Origin of the sequence: Mycolicibacterium monacense (assembly GCF_010731575.1) — a bacterium.
GTDB classification, from domain to species: domain Bacteria; phylum Actinomycetota; class Actinomycetes; order Mycobacteriales; family Mycobacteriaceae; genus Mycobacterium; species Mycobacterium monacense.
Genome location: NZ_AP022617.1, coordinates 2,079,778 through 2,095,831, shown reverse-complemented (window position 1 = coordinate 2,095,831; position 16,054 = coordinate 2,079,778). Strand labels below are relative to the sequence as shown.

Below are 16,054 nucleotides of genomic sequence, written 5' to 3'. Positions count from 1 at the left end.
GTTCAGTCGTCGTCATTGTCCTCTACCAGTTCGACCTCCCAGGCTTCTTTGCCTTCGTGGATGGCGAACGCGGAGATGACGAAGCCAGCGACGGGGTCGGGCCAGGCCGCGCCGGTAAGCTCGACCAGCCCGACGCCGACCAGCGTGAGATGCTGAGCAGCACACAACGTGGTCTCGGCGGTGTCGACCAGGATGAGGTTGTCTTTGCGGCGGGCGCTGACCTCATTTTCCTTTTGATCTGCCGGCGGCCCGCGCCCTTCACCAGGATCATCGAAGTGAAGACAGGACCAAGACCGCGATGGTCACCATCACTCACAGCCGGTGGGCAACGGTTTGGCGGCCACGCCGAGCAGGTAGTCGCCTTGGATGCGGGTCCGTGAACCCAGTACGACGAGGCCATGATGGGCGAGCTCGTCAGAGAATTGCTCGGCGCTGAACCGGTCTTCGGTCGGGTGGTCGAACAGCCGCTTGTAGCTGGGGCGGGCGAGGGCGTGGGCGGTGACTTCATCGAAGTAGAACCGCCCGCCCGGCGCGAGGACTCGCGCGACTTCGGCGACGGCGTTACGCCAGTCGGGAATGTGGTGGACGATCCCGAAGTCGAACACCGCCCCGTAACTGCCGTCGCCGGCATCTAGCGCGGTGGACAGATTGGTGGCGCTGCCTTGGACCAGCCGAACTCGGTTGCCGTAGCGGGCCAAGCGCTCCCCGGCCCGCCGGATCATCGCCGGGTCCAGGTCGACGGCGTCCACGGTGGCAGCGCCAAACCGCTCCAGAATCAGCTGCGTTCCGTATCCAGATCCGCAGCCGATTTCTAGAGCCTGGGTGTCCGGGACCAACCGGCCGCCGAACCGCAGCAGCACCGGAACCTCGTAGACGCGTTGGAGCCATCGCCGCGGCGCAGAATTGATCAGCGCGGTCTCCGCCATGTTCATCAACACGATTGGCCCTCTCCAGAGGTGGTCGTATCAGCGGACAGCCCGTGAGACTGGTTGCAGTTCAGCTCGATTCAGCTGTGCCAGGCCCCGGGCCGGCGGTGCGTGCCGCGGTGAGCACGGGGCACTGAGCGAGGCATGGTCCCGGTGGCCGACAGCGCCGGGACCATCCGTGCAGGGCGGCGGTTGACGGTTTACGCCGACCCGCACCAATGAACAGACTCCTACCATCACCGCCGTTTGGCGATGACCGCGATCCTGACGCTATCATCGCCTTCGGACGATGACAACTATCGCCGCCGCGGTGCCATTGCAGGCGGCGACGTGTGGGTACGCGGGGTGCGACGGCGCAGACTGACCCGGTGCGTAGGTGATCTGCGCAGAATGATCGACGCGATGCACGCGACGATGCCAATGCTGATCAGCAGCCACTGCACGACCGGGCCCCACCGAGTGGCTGGCGTGAGTCCGGTCATCAGCCTGACCGGGGTGTCTAGGTAGGCAGGTTCGAAGAATCCGGTGCGGGCCAGTTCGCGACCGTCCGGCCCGACCACGGAACTGATGCCCGTCGTCGCGGCGACCACGACGTAGCGGTTGTGCTCGACGGCGCGTAACTTGGCGAATGCGAGCTGCTGCTCGCTCATCGCCTCACCGAAGGTGGCGTTGTTGGACGGGACGGTGAGCAGCTGGGCGCCGTTGAGGACCGACTCGCGGGCCGCCCGGTCAAAGATCACTTCCCAGCAGGTCACCACTCCGATCGGCACCCCGGCTGCGCGCACTACCCCCGACCCGTCGCCGGGCACGAAGTAGCCAGCCCGGTCGGCGGAGGACGAGAAGAGCCGGAAGAAGCCGCGCCACGGCAGGTACTCGCCGAATGGTTGCACGATCTGCTTGTCGTGACGGTCACTAGGGCCGCCGACCGGATCCCAGACGATCACCGAGTTGAGGGTCACCGGGTTGGTGCTGCTGTAACCCGGCCCGGCGAGCACGCCGCCGACGAGGATCGGCGCCTCGATCGCCCGCGCGGCGATCGTGATCCGTTCGGCGGCGTCGGGATTGGCCAACGGGTCGACGTCGGAAGAGTTTTCCGGCCACACGACGATCTGCGGTTGCGCAGCACGCCCGGCGCGCACCTCGTCTGCGAGCCGCAGGGTTTCCCGAACGTGGTTGTCCAACACGGCGCGACGTTGGGCATTGAAGTCCAGGCCGAGTCGCGGCACATTGCCCTGCACCGCGGCCACGGTGACGAGCGGGTCGTAGTTCGCATTGATTGACGGCTGCCGGACCTGCGGCCAGATCACGGCGGTAGCCAACAGCACCACACCGATGTACGCACCGGGCAGCACTATCGCGGGAGGGCCCGCGTGGCCGGCACCGGCGGCGTCAAGGCGCCACCAGCGCGTGACCTCGCTCGCCAGGGCGGCCATGCTGACGCCCAGGAGCACGACCGCAAATGACACCAGCGGCACCCCGCCGATTTGGGCGATCGGCAGAAACGGGCCGTCGGTCTGGCCGAACCCGACTGCGCCCCAAGGGAATCCGCCGAACGGAACATTGGATTTGGCCCATTCCTGCACAGCCCACACGGCCGCGACCCAGATCGGCCAGCCCGGCAGTCGGCGCACCAGCACTGCCCCCGCGCCGAACAGCGCGGGAAATACCGACTCCATGCCCGCCAGCGCCAGCCATGGGCCGACGCCGACGAAGCTGCTCGTCCAGGGCAGCAGCGAAACGTAGAACGCGATGCCGAACAGAAGTCCATATCCGAGCCCGCCGATTTGCGTCGTCGACTCGTGGGTCAGTACCCAGGCCAGCAGTGCGAACGCGACGATCGCGGTGTACCACCACCCGAACGGCGGAAAGCTGACGCACAACAGCAGGCCCGCAGCGATCGCGCCGGCCATCCGGGGCAGTCGGCGCAGCACCGCAGCACCTAGACCTGCACCCCGAGGTCTGCTCAACGGCGGGGCGGGGGCCCCATCGGAATTGGCGGACCCGTCGGTGAGCGCCGCCATCGCGTCGGTGTCCTCGTCGGGTTGCCCCGCACCGCGCCTCCCGGTCAGCCTGGCCAAGGGGCCGGTCACGGGTTCATTGCCGCGACGGCCGCACGAACCTGCTCGACGTCACGGAACACCGTGGGCGTGGTGACCCGGCGGACGGTGCCGTCGGTGCCAACGAGGTAGCTCAGCGGCAGGACCGGGGGAGCGCCTAGGACCTGCCCGACGGCGTCGGCGTTGCCGAAGGACGGGTAGTGCACACCCAGATCCGCCAAAAGGCTCAGCGCCACGGTGTCGGTGTCCTGCACGTTCATCCCGACCACCCGCACCGCGCCCGGCTGCCCGGCGTAGGCGTCCAGCACCGGAATCTCTTCCCGACACGGGGCGCACCATGACGCCCACAGGTTGATCAGGGTCTGCTCACCGGCGAGCGCCGCGCCGACGTTGAACATGGTCCGCGCCCCCAGGCACGACGCCAGCGCACCAGCCAAATCACCCTTGGGCGGCGCCCCCTCACGTGGTGTCGGGCATGGCGCCAAGGCCGCACGCGCGGTGAGTCGCGCCAGTTCGCCGGTATCGGCGTCGCCAACGGCGGCAGCGGGCAGGGTAAGCCCGGGGCTGGAGGCATTAGTGCCGTCGACCTGGGGCGTACGCGGCCAGATCGCCACCGCCATCGCGGCTATTACCACCAGCGCGCACACCGTCCACCGCAGCCGAGCCCGCAATTGGCACCTCCCCTGTTGCCGAGTTGGCACCGGCTGGGTCCTGGGCGCTACCGACGGCACCCTTCCTACTAGGGGCCATAGTAGATTGTTCGAGCCTGCCACCGTTGATGAGCCGCCAACGTTCCGGGAGGGGGGCCGATGACCGCCGAATGGTGTTGGCATACATGGATCCGGCACTGAACCGCCCAAGAGGATCGCGTGGCCTCAGGGGCACGCAGCAGGTCAGGCCTCCTCTCCCATGCCCATCCCAGGAGGCGCCGGCCGCAGCACCTGCCGGTCGCCGTCTGCGGATGCGTTGGAGGTTGCGCCGACCCGGACCAATCAACGAACTTCGTGCTTTCACCGTCCTTTGGCGATGAGGGCGAAAAGAGGCGGTATCATCGCCGTATGGCGATGACAACCAACGATTGCGGCTCTGCGCGGCCGTCCCCCAATCTGTCTCCGGCGGCGGCGCTGTTTCACGGTTTGGCGGATCCGACTCGACTGGCGATCCTGCAGCGGTTGGCTGACGGTGAAGCCCGAGTGGTGGATTTGACGGGACTGCTCTCTATGGCGCAGTCCACAGTGTCTGCGCATCTGGCGTGCCTTCGTGACTGCGGGCTCGTAGTCGGGCGGCCCGAGGGCCGGCAGATGTTCTACTCCCTGACCCGCCCCGAACTGCTCGATTTGTTGGCCACAGCCGAGACACTTCTGGCCGCCACCGGCAATGCCGTCGCGCTGTGCCCCAACTACGGAACCCGCTCCCGCACGGGCGCAACGATCGATGCGGAGGAGACCGGCCGATGAGCGACGCCTGCGGCTGCGGCAATGACGAACCCCGCGGCGCCGACGAGGAGGAGCGAGAGCCCGAGCGGCTCTGGCAGATCAAGGAATTGCAGTTCGCCGCCATTTCAGGCGGTCCTGCTCGGCGTTGCCGGCGTAATTGTGGTCGCACTCGCGGTGTTCGCGGTCCGCGTCGCTCGCACCGCCGCGCCGCCGGTCGTGCTGGCACTGGCCGCGATGCTGGGTGGCGCGGTGGCCAACTTGAGTGACCGCGCCGGTGATGGGCTGGTCACCGACTACCTGCACACGGGCTGGTTTCCCACCTTCAACCTCGCTGACGTCTTCGTCGTCACAGGCGCCGCCGTCCTCGTTCTGGCTAGTTGGCGCGCCAGCGACACCGCAGACACCGGGGCCGACGCATGATCCAGTCGTCGATTCTGCCCGCGATCGGCCTGTTCATCGTCACCAACATCGACGACATCATCGTGCTGTCGCTGTTCTTCGCCCGCGGTGCAGGGCAACGCGGGACGACGGCCCGGATCACCGCAGGCCAATACCTGGGGTTTGCGGGGATCCTGGGCGCGGCCGTGCTCGTGACGTTGGGCGCGGGAGCATTTCTTCCCCCGCAGATCATTCCGTACTTCGGGCTCATACCCCTGGCCCTGGGACTGTGGGCGGCATGGGAAGCCTGGCGTGGAAACAACGACGACGATGATGACGACGACGACGCACGAGTCGCAGGTAAGAACGTCGGCGTCTGGACCGTCGCGGCAGTCACCTTTGCCAACGGCGGGGACAACATCGGCGTCTACGTCCCCGTCTTCCTCAGCGTGGGGCCCGCGGCCGTGGTGGCCTACTGCGTCGTCTTCCTCGTGCTCGTCGCGGTCCTCGTCGTCGCCGCCAAATTCGTCGCCACCCGCCGGCCGATCGCCGAGGTCCTCGAACGCTGGGAACACGTGCTGTTCCCGATCGTCCTGATCGCCCTCGGCATCTTCATCCTGGTCAGCGGCCTCGCCTTCTAGCAGCTGGCCAGCGACCCCCGCCCGCACACCAGCTGAACGCCGAACTACTTGTAGTGAAGGAGGTTTCATGCGTAGCGCGAAGCAATCTCTCGCCGTCGTGGCAGCCCTTGTCATCGCGGCAGCCCAAGTCACCGGCTGCACCACGGGCGAGGATGCCGTCGCGCAAGGCGGTACGTTCGACTTCGTCTCCCCCGGCACGTTGCCGGCGGCGTCGGTGGTAGGGCCGCTCGATCTAGGTCACGATCCGCCACCAATAATTCATGGATAATGACTATTATCCATGAAGTAAAGCCGTTGCGGCAGTGGGGGATTGGGTTGATTGCCGTGCCCGTCAACGTCGTCGTGGAGTGATGAACTTGAGCACTTCGCAAGAGTTGACCCCGGTGGGGGCGCAGTACGCCGTCTACGGCGAGGTTGGCAGACGGACGCTCAACCGGTCACATCCGCAGGCTCTCAACGGGCTGACCGGTGACCTGGGCGATGAGATCGAAGTCCTTGTCCAGCGCCAGCACGGTCAGCCCACCGAGTTCTGCGGTCGCGGCGACGAGAAGATCAGGAATGGCGGGGGCGCGGTGCTGGCCGCGATCGGCCAGCAGCATTTGCACCGCGACGGCGCGGTCCTCAGCGGCCGGTGTCAAGTACTCGACCGGCATCAGGCTCAGGGGAGGGGATGCTGTCTCCTCGCGCGCCTGTTGGCCGGTGCGGAACGAGTATCCGATTTCTAGTCGGGTGACGGTGCTGATGCGGACGAGGCCGCGTTCGATGCGTTCGATCCAGGCCGTGGCGTCGCGCGACGCCGATAGCCGTGTGTAGGCGGATTTGTCGATGATCCAATTAGTCACCGCCACGCTGTGTCCATCACGCCGGGATCGTCGAGGTCGGCGGCGGCGGCCTCAGCGCGGCGCAGGTCGGCCAGCGTCAGCGAGCGCTGGGTCGCGCCCACTGTCCCTTCGCGCTCGAACCGCTGACGCAGATACTCTTGGCGGGACAGGCCGCGCGCGGCCGCGTCGGCGTCGATGCGCGCCACCGCCCCCTCGGACAATCCTCGGATCAGCACGTCGCTCACTCGTCCCACCTCCTGATATCACTGTTATCAGTCTAACGGATCTCAAGCTAGGTCGGTGACGAAACGCTCAGCGCGCCGCTATCGACGGTTGTCCGTTCTCATTGAATCTGGGGCACATTTACTAGTCTGACCTGCATTGCCCCAGATTGGATGAGAATTTCGATCGCGACGTTTCTCATTGAATCTGGGGCAACCCTGCTTCCGCGCCCGGCTGCGAGCGCAGCAGGGTAGCCGGAATGGTCTCCTGTCGATTCCGTTGGCTCGGGTACGTCTTCGGTATAACTACTGTGATCGTGTCTCTCGTGACACACGATCATGATTCTGTGGTGCGCTCGCTCGTGTTGGTAGTTCGGGTGCCGGCTGCGGCCTTTGAGCACCTTGGCCACCGCCCGTTTTAGATTGTCATAGCGGATACGGGCCGGGACATCACCAAAGTGGTTGAACGCCAACACATGCCGATGCAGGAGCGCCTCCTGGCCCTGAGTGGTGAAGTTGCTCCGAGCTAGAGGGCGAACGCTCCGCCTTTGATGAGGATGAGGGCCCCGATTGTGATCAGTGCAACGGGCAGAACGATGTGGCCCCAGCGTGAGAGTGCTTTGGCGATGATCGGGTGGGAGGCGAAATATCGGCCGGCCGCGCACCAGATGGCCACACCGATGAGGAACACGATGATGTAAACACCGATGGTGGCGATCGTTGAGACGGCGAAGATCGGAACGTACACGCCGATGTTGTCGCCGCCGTTGGCGAAGGTGATGACTGCGACCTGCCAGGTGCCAGGCGTCAACAGTGTTGCGGGATCATCGGTCGGCGCCGGTTGGGTGCGGCGATCCCGCCAGGCCAGCCATGCCGCCCGCAGCCCCAACACGATGGGCAGCAGCCCGAAGTACGGCAGTGCGGCTGGAGGAAGCAGCGTGGCACCCAGGAGTGCGCCGCCGACCGAAACTGCCAAGATGGCGGTGAAGCCGAGGTACTGACCGGCGGTCACTCGGATGGCTGCGCCACGATGACCGGGCGCCTGGCCGAACATCACCGCGAGGACCACGATGTCGTCGATATTGGTGATGGCGAAGGTGGCGATCGCCTGAACGAGTGTGGCTGGGCTCAGCACGGCCAATGCGACCAGCTTCGAGTGAAATCCCACCGCATCGGGTGAGCCTACTGCTCAGCAGGCCCCGCGCTCCCGCGCACCAACGACCTCCAGTGGGGCGGAAATTCATGACGACTGCCGGGGTCAACGGACTTGACGAAATACATGCCTCCGGTGCCACGGAGGTGGCTCCTAGAGGTATCGACATACGTCATCGGCGCTGCATGATTCCGGGTCGACGCTTTCGGCGCCCTGCCGCAGCCGGGCGATGGTCTCGCGCAGTGCCACCAGTGCGCTGATCTGCTCGTCGAGGTCGGTCAGTCGGATGTCGAGCAGGTCGCGCATGCGTGCACGGCGCGTGGCCGCTGTCACGGATGTCGAGGATCTGCCGAATCTGGGCGAGGCTGAACCCGGCGGCCTGTCCCCGTCGGATGAAGCCGACCCGGGCGATCGTGTCGGCGGCATAGTCGCGATACCCCGCCGGGGAACGTTCGGCGGGCGGGAGCAGGCCTTCGTCTTCGTAGTAGCGCAGCGTCGCGGTGGTGGCCCCGGTCGCCTCGGCGAGCTTCCCGATTCTCACGATGTCTCCTCAGAACACTTGACCTTCAAGCCTACTTGAAGGTCAAGGATGGGTGCATGAGTCAGGGATTGGACCTCGCGGTCATCGGTTCCGGCGGCGCGGCGATGGCCGCGGCGATCCGCGCTACCGCGCTCGGTAAGTCCGTCGTCATGATCGAGCGCGGCATCTTCGGTGGCACGTGTGTCAACACCGGCTGCGTGCCGTCAAAGGCCCTGATCGCAGCGGCCGAGGCCCGGCATACCGCAGCCGACACTGCCCGGTTCCCGGGATCGCCACCACGGCCGGCCCGGTGGACATGGCGGCCCTGATCGCCGGCACGCACGATCTGGTGGAGTCGCTGCGCTCAGAGAAGTACCTCAACGTGGCCGAATCGTATGGCTGGCAGCGCATTCAGGGCCAAGCGCGGTTCGCCGGAACCCCGGACGCGCCCGTCATCGAGGTCGGCGATGCCACCATCGAGGCCGAGCACTACCTGATCGCCACCGGCGCGAACCCAGTCATCCCGCCCGCATTCGAGGGCGTCGCCTACCTGACCTCGACCACCGCGATGGAAGTCACCGAGGTCCCGGAGTCGCTGCTGGTGATCGGCGGCGGCTACGTCGCGTTGGAGCAGGCGCAACTGTTCGCCCGGCTCGGGTCAACGGTGACGGTGCTGGTCCGCTCCACGCTGGCATCGAAGGAAGAGCCGGAAGTCGGCATGGCGCTGCTGGAGGTGTTCGCCGACGACGGCATCCGGGTGGTGCGCCGCGCCACGGTGAGCGAGGTCGAGCAGGCCGACGATCAGGTCACGGTCACCGCGACCATCACCGGCGGAACGCAGCAGTTCCGTGCCGCGAAAGTCCTCGTCGCCACCGGCCGCCGTCCGAACACCGACGGCCTGAATCTCGAAGCGGTGCAGGTCAAAACCGGCGAGAACAACGAGGTCGTGGTGAGCGACGGGCTGCAGTCGTCGAACCCACGGATCTGGGCGGCCGGCGACGTGACCGGGCACCGCGAGTTCGTCTACGTCGCCGCCCATCACGGCGCGATGGTCGCCGACAACATCTTCACCGACGCCGGCCGCAGGGTCGACTACCGCCATCTGCCCCGCGTGACGTTCACCAGCCCCGCGGTCGGTGCGGCCGGGACGACCGAGGCCGAGCTCCTCGCCGCCGGGACACGGTGCGACTGCCGGGTGCTGCCGCTAAAACATGTGCCGCGTGCGGTGGTCAACCGAGACACCCGCGGTTTCATCAAACTCGTCGCCGACGCCGGCACCGGCCGCATCCACGGCATCACCGCCGTCGCCAAGGATGCTGGCGAGATCGCCGCCGCCGCGGTCTACATCCTCGACGCCGCGATGACCGTCGACCAGGTCGCCGGGTCCTGGGCCCCGTATCTGACCATGGCCGAAGGCATCAAAATCGCCGCCCAGTCCTTCAGCGCCGATATGTCCCGACTGTCCTGCTGCGCATCCTGACGCATGGCTCACTCGAAAGGTTCCTGATGCCCAATTTCCTTGACCGCCTGACCATTCCGGAAGAGTCCGGGCTCGACCCGACGATGCTGGTGCCGTTGCTGCGGCTGCTCGCCGCCGGCGAGCCGGTCACCGTGGAGGCGCTCGCCGCGGCCGTCGGCCTCCCGGTTGACGAGGTGACCCGGCGTCTGGCCGCGGTACCCGACACCGAATACGACGAGCAGGGCCGCATCGTCGGCCAGGGCCTGACCCTGCGCCCGACCCGCCACCGATTCACCGTGGCCGGCCAAGAGCTCTACACCTGGTGCGCCCTGGACACCCTCATCTTTCCCACCATCCTGGACCGGCCCGCCAGCATCGAATCCGAATCACCCGTCAGCGGGCACCCGATCAGGGTCTCGGTCGGCGAAAACGGTGTCACCAGCGTGCAGCCCGAGACCGCGGTGGTCTCGCTGGTCAACCCCGACGACCTCACCTCGATCCGGTCCTCATTCTGCAACCAGGTGCACTACTTCACCTGCGCGCAGGACGCCGCGCCGTGGCTCGCCGAGCACCCCGAAGGTCAGATCGTCAGCGTCGCTGAGGCCCACCAACTCGGCGCAGCCCTGACCACACAAATCCTTACCCAGCTCCATACCCCGCCAACTGCCCACCCGGCTGCTGCAGCTGACCAGCCGCACCCAACCTGATGAGGAGAAATCAATGAATCAACGTCCACGAAGAAATCCCGTGCTGCTGGGTGCGGCAGCGGTGCTGGTGACGGCCCTGTGTTGCGCCGCGCCAGTCCTGATCGCCGGCGGCGCGCTCGCCGCCGTGTGTGGACTGCTCGAGAATCCATGGGTCATCGGGGCAGCCGTCGCGCTGCTGCTGGCGGCTGTGGTCGCCTTCGCCCGCCGCGGTCAACGCGGCGATCACTGCTGTCCCGCCGACAGCCATTCACCCGCGACGCACACGCTCGACGACCTGACGAAAGGAAGCATCGACAATGTCTGAAACGCGTTCGTTTACACCCCACAGGTGGGCGGGCGTTACGGCTGTGATGCTGGCAGCGGGCGCGCTGACCGCGTGCGGCCAATCGGCCACAACCAGCAATCCGACCTCACCGCCACACGCCAACGCCACAACCCAGGCGACGGCGGCGACACTGACCACGGTGGACGGCAAAACCGTCGAACTGCCCGCTGCCGCCCCGACCGCGATCCTGTTCTTCTCCTACGGGTGCGGCGAATGCGTCGGCGGCGGTAAATCCCTGGCCGCTGCTCGGGCGGCCGTGGAGGAAGCCGGAGGCAGCGCCAAGTTCCTAGCCGTCGACATCGTCCCCACCGAGAAACCCGCCGATGTTCGCCACTTCCTGGACCAGATCGGCGGCACCAGCCTGCCCGCGGTCGTCGATACTAACGGGGCCCTGACCAGCCGCTACCAGGTGACCGCGCCGACCACCGCCCTCGTCATCGACCCGTCCGGGCAGATCAGCTACCGCGGCCACGCCCCGTCCCAGGATCAGATCCTGGCCGCCCTCGGCAGCAGCGCCGCACGGTGAACCTGCTCGCGCTCGCGTTTACCGCTGGCATGCTCGCCCCGGTCAACCCCTGCGGGTTCGCGCTGCTACCGGCGTGGATCACCGGCACCATCGCCACCGGCGGCACCGATGCGGTGCTCGTGCGGCTGGCCCGGGCACTGCGCACCGGGGCCGTCCTGACCATCGGGTTCACCGGCACCCTCACCCTCGCCGGTATCGCGATCAGTGCCGGTGCCCGGACCCTGGTGACGGCTGCTCCCTGGCTCGGGATCACGATCGGGCTCACCCTGGCCATCTTGGGCGGCTTCATGCTCACCGGCCGCACCATCGGTCTGCGTATGCCTGCCCGGACGCGTCATCGGCCGGACTCCCCAACAGCCGGTGGTGTGCTCGCGGCCGGAATCGGCTACGCCCTGGCGTCACTGTCCTGCACCTTCGGGGTACTGCTCGCGGTGATCGCCCAGGCCCAGGCCACCAGCGGATGGGGCGGTCTGCTGGCAGTGTTCACCGCATACACAGCCGGTGCCGCCACCATCTTGATGCTGGTCAGCGTCGGCACCGCCATCGCCGGCACGGCCCTGACCCGGCATCTGGGTATCCTCGCCCGCCACGGGACCCGCGTCACCGCCGTTGTCCTCATCGCCACCGGCGCCTACCTCGCGTGGTACTGGCTGCCCGCGGCCACCGGGCACACCGCCAGCGGCGGCAACCTGCTCACCGGCTGGTCGGCCACCGCGACCGGATGGCTGCAGGACCACGCCCTCCCGGCCAGCGTCATTGCCGCCTTCGCTGTGGTGGTCAGCGCGGTGGCCGCGTACTGGACCACCCACCGCCGGCCAATCACCGGCAAGCAGCGCCGCCGGTGATGATTCACCGGCCGATACACCCAGCCAGATACCACTGTCCCTAACGATTAGAAAGCCGATAGATACAACCGTCGGACACAGTCAGATGCACACCACAAGTGCCTTACTGATAAGGCACATTCAAGACTGCCGACCCCCTAAGCGCGACACGCCAGTTCTGCGCCGTCTGAGCGTGTCGTCAATACGGCAGTGGCGAATAGGCGTCGGTACTGCGCCCATTGCTCGACGGGGGGTGGCGTCGGCATGGTGGGCGCCGGTGCGTTCGTTGATGCGGTCGAGCAGTAGCGTCGGCCAGGCGGGTTCCGTTGGCGTCCTGGGCTGTTCAACCCGAGGGCGAGCTGTGAGCAATGTTGCGGCTACGGCGATCACATCGGGGTAGGCCACCACGTGCGCTTCTAGGCCATTCTGCAGAATCCCCGCCGCCACGTGACGCTCTGCGTGAGCCCAGAAGACCAGGATGTGGCGGGCGTCGCCCAAGGCGTCATGAAGGTCGACCTCTGAATACTGACGGGCCAAGCGCCGATGCGTGCGCCCGGCACTGAGCACCGTGGGCCGGTCACGAAGATCCACCTGGTCGTCAAGAACGCGCGTTGGTGAACCGATCCAGCGTCGGTGACGGTGGCATACGGAGACATGTGCAGGCAGGTAGCAGTAGACGGGTTCGTGTATTCCCTTGCGTGCCATACATCTTTGACACAAAGGGCGGCGGAGATATTGCTTGAGCGCGGTGGGGTCGCCAGCAAGCCCGCAGAGACGGGACCGGATTACCTGCTCAGGTTGGCCGCTGACGACGGCCAACCAGTCCGGTCGCGGCCGGGCTGCGCATGATTCGGCGACATGGCCGCGCAGTGTGGAGACGCCGATATGGTTGGCGCGGGCCAGCCTGTCGATGTAGGACGATACGGCTTCCCAACGGAACGGTGCGATCGTTCGCGGGAGCCGCTGGCGTGGTCCGCGCGGCCACGGCCTGACAGTTGCCACGTCAGCTGGCCGTGCGGGCCGCGGCCGTGTGGGCGGCGTAGTCGATCAAAATATCGTCCATGGCCTCGCGGGTGATGTGCTCGGTGCCGTCGAGCATCGCTTGGATTGCTGAAGCCCGGATCAAGTGGGCCAGGCTGCCGATCATCCCGCCGGTGCGGCGGTGCAGGTAACGGGCCTGGGCGACAAGGCTTCCCGGTTCGTGTCGATGCAGACGCAAGGTACCTTCCATGGCGGCGACGAGTTGTCGCCACTCCTTGGCGTCGGGGAATGCGCTGGTGTGGATCACCCCGCAACGGCCGGCCAACTGCCGTCCCCGCGTGCCGGTGAACAGCCCCGAGCGTTCCACTTCGATCCCGGCGTAAACGAATGTCGCAGGCAGATGCTCGGTGAAGTATTTGAGGTGGTCGGACAGTTCTTCGCCGGCGCGGGTGTCGAGGTTGAGGTTGTGGATTTCATCGACCACCACGATGTCGGTACGGGCATCGATGAGCACCTGGCACACGGCATCGGAAATATCGGTCACGTTCATCCGCTGATTGAGCGTGGGAAGCCCCAGAAACCGTGCGAACTCCATCGCCAACTTGCGGGGCGACCCTTTCGGCGGGGCCGTCACATACACCACCGGAATCCGGCTCTCATCGCCGGGAAACCGTGCACGGGTGCGCAATTCGTGAAACCGACCCAGTTGCTTGATCGCCGTAGTTTTCCCCGTCGCTGCCCCGCCGGAGATGATCAGCCCGCGCCGGGCCCCGATCTCGCGCTGGTTGAGCAATGTCAACAGCCGGCCCTGATGGGTGATCGCTTCGATCGCCGACGTGGTGACCACCACCAGCTCCGAATGATGCGCAACCCGGGCCTCGTTGTAGGCCGTCCGCTCGTCCTCACCGAGGCTGGCCCACTCGTCGTCGGCGAGCAACGTGAACTCCGGCGGATCGGCATCAACAAAACGCCGCCAGCCCTCCAGCGTCGTGGTCGGCTGGCGGCGATCCTCTAACTGACCCACCGCCGCAATCTCGGTCACAGTCGCCACGTTTGGGCCTCCTTGCGTGCATCAAACACCGGCAGGGTATGACCTCCGCCATCTCGCCGTCATCGTCGAAAGTCTCGTTGTCGGCGGCCCGTTCCGACGGTGACGGGCCATGATGTTCGGATGATTCCGTCGGGTCCGGCCAGTCCCGGCCGGCGCTCGCGGCGCTGGTCCGTCCAGTCACTCGGCGCTCGGCTTTCGTCTGCTGCTGCGGCCCAGCGGCGGCGCGGTCCAGCAAGTCCTCCGCGATGGCCGCAATCTCCGCTTCCTGGGTCTTCTGGGCCCCTCTGCGGTCGGCTACGGAGCGGGCGTGGCGCCACAGTGTCTCGCCGAACGGCACCGGCGAGGACCGAAGGTGCGTCCACGTCGCGGCCAGCCATCCGTCTTCGTGGTGATTGCGCACCCAAATCCTCGACACGTCATACGGGTCGTAGTGCACTTCCACTGTCCGTTACGGGCATCGACCCCGGAATGCTGGCGCCGGTATGGGTTGAGCGCCTTGGCGTCATAGGTGCGATGGTTGATCCGGACCCCGTAACTGTTGATTGTGCGCCACTGCACGGGAAGCAATTCGATATAGTCGTCGGCGTCCAGTGGGACCGGTACATAGCCAGCCACCTCAACGAGGGCAGTGTATTTCTCGTTGGGAGACAACGCTTTCCCCGGCGTCACCGGATCCCGCAGGCCATCGTGGGGGCGGTTCTGCCACACCGCGATGATCCACTCGTCCAGCAGCGCCTGCAGCTCAATCATCGACCACACCGCGTCGTCCTCGGCGTTTTTCCCACGCCGCTCCACCGATGAACCGACGTAACCGGCCACGTACTGTGCGAACAGGGTGCCCACCGACTGCAATGTCCGCTCGATCTTCGGCTTATCGGTCGGGCAGTCGGGATGAGCCGGCTGCAGATTGATCCCCAATGTGCAGCACGCTTGCCGAAATGTTTGGGACAGATACGCTTTCCCGTGATCGCAGACGATCGTCTCGGGAGCGATCACCGGCCTGGCCGCAGCATCGGCCAGGCGCTGATCGACACTGGTCAGGCTGTGGTGCGGAAGTACCGACCGGGACATCCGCAGCGCATCGGCCCATCCCGGGCGCATCGGTTCGGGCGTCAATGCCCGCGCCAAGAGCAGTGACGCGTCCACTGCTTTGGTCGTCGGTCGCAGCACCGCGGCCGGGATGGACCGCGTAGCGTTGTCGACCATCGCAGTCAGCTCGACTCGGTCTACCATGCCGTCATCGAGCACTACCCGTACATCCAGAAGGGTTGAATCGATTTCCACCATCTCGCCGGGGCGCACCACGGTGATCGACCCGAATGGGCCATCGGGCTGCTTGGACAGCGATCGCCGCGTCCGTGCTGACCCGAACGTGTGCCGTCCTTCCGCGAGGCGCTTGACCAGCCGGTAGAAGGTGGGCTGCGACGGCATCGCGGGCGCGTCGTCGGCACCATAGGTGGCCACCAGCGTCTTGGCGACCCGCCGTTGCAGACGCTGCACCGTTCCCGTTGACAGGTCGGTCTCGCCCTCGATCGCATCCCGCACCGCGGCGACGACACGGTCGTCCACACGGCCGAATACCGCGCGCCGCCGATTATGGCGCCCGTCAACCACTCCCAGGAGCCCGTCCCGTTCGTAGGCAAATCGGCGACGCTGCAACGCATTCCGACTCACGTCGTGGCCGGCGGCACGCAGCTCGTCCAACTTGGCCAGCTCACGCTGCCGCAGAGATCGTTTCGCCGTGTCGAACTCTGGGCGGGGACGAATGCCCGCGGCCGTCCCAGGCGGGCGGCCGCTGAGGATCTCCACGATGTGGCGCTCCCACCACCGTGCTTGCTCGACGGCTGCCTCGGGAATGCCAGCCAGCATTTCCTCAGAACACAGTGGCGGTCGCGACCCCGACACCAATTCCAATGCCGGATCAACCATCAGCTGCGAGAGCGGCACCACAATCTGCTCGCCGACAGCGTCAACCAGTCGAGCTGATCCGCCCGACAGGGTTACGACGGTGAAAACACCTGCTGATAA

Annotated in this window: 15 protein-coding genes and 4 pseudogenes; 9 read left to right on the top strand and 10 right to left on the bottom strand. The window is 66.4% G+C overall.

Going from position 1 to position 16,054, the window contains the following annotated elements; translation table 11 throughout:
• Nucleotides 1-2 precede the first annotated feature (2 nt).
• The 4 genes from G6N49_RS09970 to G6N49_RS09955 form a co-directional block, all read right to left on the bottom strand.
• A complete protein-coding gene (locus G6N49_RS09970) occupies nucleotides 3-167 on the bottom strand; it encodes a hypothetical protein (RefSeq protein WP_179959970.1) in 165 nt (54 codons plus the stop codon).
• A gap of 141 nt (nucleotides 168-308) precedes the next feature.
• Complete coding sequence (locus tag G6N49_RS09965; protein WP_064872266.1) at nucleotides 309-932, bottom strand: class I SAM-dependent methyltransferase; 624 nt, start codon at nucleotides 930-932, stop codon at nucleotides 309-311.
• A 290-nt stretch (nucleotides 933-1,222) separates the two neighbouring features.
• A complete protein-coding gene (lnt, locus tag G6N49_RS09960) occupies nucleotides 1,223-2,947 on the bottom strand; it encodes an apolipoprotein N-acyltransferase (protein ID WP_064872278.1) in 1,725 nt (574 codons plus the stop codon).
• A gap of 65 nt (nucleotides 2,948-3,012) precedes the next feature.
• Complete coding sequence (locus tag G6N49_RS09955; RefSeq protein ID WP_407665039.1) at nucleotides 3,013-3,618, bottom strand: TlpA family protein disulfide reductase; 606 nt, start codon at nucleotides 3,616-3,618, stop codon at nucleotides 3,013-3,015.
• Between the two features lie 423 nt (nucleotides 3,619-4,041).
• Between G6N49_RS09955 and G6N49_RS09950 the strand changes: the two genes are divergently transcribed.
• From G6N49_RS09950 to G6N49_RS29840, 4 genes and pseudogenes are all read left to right on the top strand, one after another.
• Nucleotides 4,042-4,440 carry an ArsR/SmtB family transcription factor gene (locus G6N49_RS09950; RefSeq protein ID WP_179959971.1) on the top strand — a complete coding sequence of 133 codons (399 nt, stop codon included), beginning with the start codon at nucleotides 4,042-4,044 and terminating at the stop codon, nucleotides 4,438-4,440.
• Nucleotides 4,437-4,839, top strand: a pseudogene (locus G6N49_RS29845) (signal peptidase II). Before G6N49_RS09950 ends, G6N49_RS29845 begins: the two are co-directional and overlap by 4 nt.
• Nucleotides 4,836-5,438: a cadmium resistance transporter gene (locus G6N49_RS09940; protein ID WP_064875957.1), complete on the top strand. Its 603-nt coding sequence runs from the start codon at nucleotides 4,836-4,838 to the stop codon at nucleotides 5,436-5,438. Before G6N49_RS29845 ends, G6N49_RS09940 begins: the two are co-directional and overlap by 4 nt.
• A 67-nt stretch (nucleotides 5,439-5,505) precedes the next feature.
• Nucleotides 5,506-5,706: a hypothetical protein gene (locus G6N49_RS29840; protein WP_372507508.1), complete on the top strand. Its 201-nt coding sequence runs from the start codon at nucleotides 5,506-5,508 to the stop codon at nucleotides 5,704-5,706.
• A 169-nt stretch (nucleotides 5,707-5,875) separates the two neighbouring features.
• On the opposite strand, the gene G6N49_RS09930 is transcribed toward G6N49_RS29840, so the two are convergent.
• From G6N49_RS09930 to G6N49_RS09915, 4 genes and pseudogenes are all read right to left on the bottom strand, one after another.
• A complete protein-coding gene (locus tag G6N49_RS09930) occupies nucleotides 5,876-6,286 on the bottom strand; it encodes a PIN domain nuclease (protein WP_064876250.1) in 411 nt (136 codons plus the stop codon).
• Nucleotides 6,277-6,504, bottom strand: a complete 228-nt coding sequence (gene vapB / locus G6N49_RS09925; RefSeq protein WP_064876252.1) for a type II toxin-antitoxin system VapB family antitoxin — start codon at nucleotides 6,502-6,504, stop codon at nucleotides 6,277-6,279. Before vapB ends, G6N49_RS09930 begins: the two co-directional genes overlap by 10 nt.
• 502 nt (nucleotides 6,505-7,006) lie before the next feature.
• Complete coding sequence (locus G6N49_RS09920) at nucleotides 7,007-7,615, bottom strand: cadmium resistance transporter (RefSeq protein WP_013471561.1); 609 nt, start codon at nucleotides 7,613-7,615, stop codon at nucleotides 7,007-7,009.
• A gap of 171 nt (nucleotides 7,616-7,786) precedes the next feature.
• Nucleotides 7,787-8,174 (bottom strand): annotated as a pseudogene (locus tag G6N49_RS09915) (heavy metal-responsive transcriptional regulator).
• Between the two features lie 56 nt (nucleotides 8,175-8,230).
• On the opposite strand from G6N49_RS09915, the pseudogene merA reads away from it, so the two are divergent.
• The 5 genes and pseudogenes from merA (at nucleotide 8,231) to G6N49_RS09890 (ending at nucleotide 12,015) form a co-directional block, all read left to right on the top strand.
• Nucleotides 8,231-9,633 (top strand): annotated as a pseudogene (gene merA, locus G6N49_RS09910) (mercury(II) reductase).
• A gap of 26 nt (nucleotides 9,634-9,659) precedes the next feature.
• The gene (gene merB, locus G6N49_RS09905) at nucleotides 9,660-10,319 is read left to right on the top strand and encodes an organomercurial lyase MerB (RefSeq protein WP_163647409.1); all 660 of its coding nucleotides are present in this window, start codon (nucleotides 9,660-9,662) and stop codon (nucleotides 10,317-10,319) included.
• 13 nt (nucleotides 10,320-10,332) lie between these two features.
• Nucleotides 10,333-10,623, top strand: a complete 291-nt coding sequence (locus G6N49_RS09900) for a mercuric ion transporter MerT (protein ID WP_005148657.1) — start codon at nucleotides 10,333-10,335, stop codon at nucleotides 10,621-10,623.
• The gene (locus tag G6N49_RS09895; protein ID WP_083045648.1) at nucleotides 10,616-11,170 is read left to right on the top strand and encodes a TlpA family protein disulfide reductase; all 555 of its coding nucleotides are present in this window, start codon (nucleotides 10,616-10,618) and stop codon (nucleotides 11,168-11,170) included. Before G6N49_RS09900 ends, G6N49_RS09895 begins: the two co-directional genes overlap by 8 nt.
• A complete protein-coding gene (locus tag G6N49_RS09890) occupies nucleotides 11,167-12,015 on the top strand; it encodes a cytochrome c biogenesis CcdA family protein (protein ID WP_005148659.1) in 849 nt (282 codons plus the stop codon). The genes G6N49_RS09895 and G6N49_RS09890 overlap by 4 nt, the downstream gene beginning before the upstream one ends.
• A gap of 982 nt (nucleotides 12,016-12,997) precedes the next feature.
• Here G6N49_RS09890 and G6N49_RS09880 read toward each other — a convergent pair.
• A complete protein-coding gene (locus G6N49_RS09880) occupies nucleotides 12,998-14,026 on the bottom strand; it encodes a TniB family NTP-binding protein (protein ID WP_005148661.1) in 1,029 nt (342 codons plus the stop codon).
• Nucleotides 14,014-15,976, bottom strand: a pseudogene (locus G6N49_RS09875) (Mu transposase C-terminal domain-containing protein). Before G6N49_RS09875 ends, G6N49_RS09880 begins: the two are co-directional and overlap by 13 nt.
• Nucleotides 15,977-16,054: the final 78 nt, after the last annotated feature.

Excerpts from the sequence above, each read along its gene's own strand:
- G6N49_RS09965 (WP_064872266.1), bottom strand. The coding sequence starts at position 932 with ATGAACATGGCGGAGACCGCGCTGATCAATTCTGCGCCGCGGCGATGG.
- lnt (WP_064872278.1), bottom strand. The coding sequence starts at position 2,947 with ATGGCGGCGCTCACCGACGGGTCCGCCAATTCCGATGGGGCCCCCGCC.
- G6N49_RS09950 (WP_179959971.1), top strand. The coding sequence starts at position 4,042 with ATGGCGATGACAACCAACGATTGCGGCTCTGCGCGGCCGTCCCCCAAT.
- G6N49_RS09940 (WP_064875957.1), top strand. The coding sequence starts at position 4,836 with ATGATCCAGTCGTCGATTCTGCCCGCGATCGGCCTGTTCATCGTCACC.
- G6N49_RS29840 (WP_372507508.1), top strand. The coding sequence starts at position 5,506 with ATGCGTAGCGCGAAGCAATCTCTCGCCGTCGTGGCAGCCCTTGTCATC.
- merB (WP_163647409.1), top strand. The coding sequence starts at position 9,660 with ATGCCCAATTTCCTTGACCGCCTGACCATTCCGGAAGAGTCCGGGCTC.
- G6N49_RS09900 (WP_005148657.1), top strand. The coding sequence starts at position 10,333 with ATGAATCAACGTCCACGAAGAAATCCCGTGCTGCTGGGTGCGGCAGCG.
- G6N49_RS09895 (WP_083045648.1), top strand. The coding sequence starts at position 10,616 with ATGTCTGAAACGCGTTCGTTTACACCCCACAGGTGGGCGGGCGTTACG.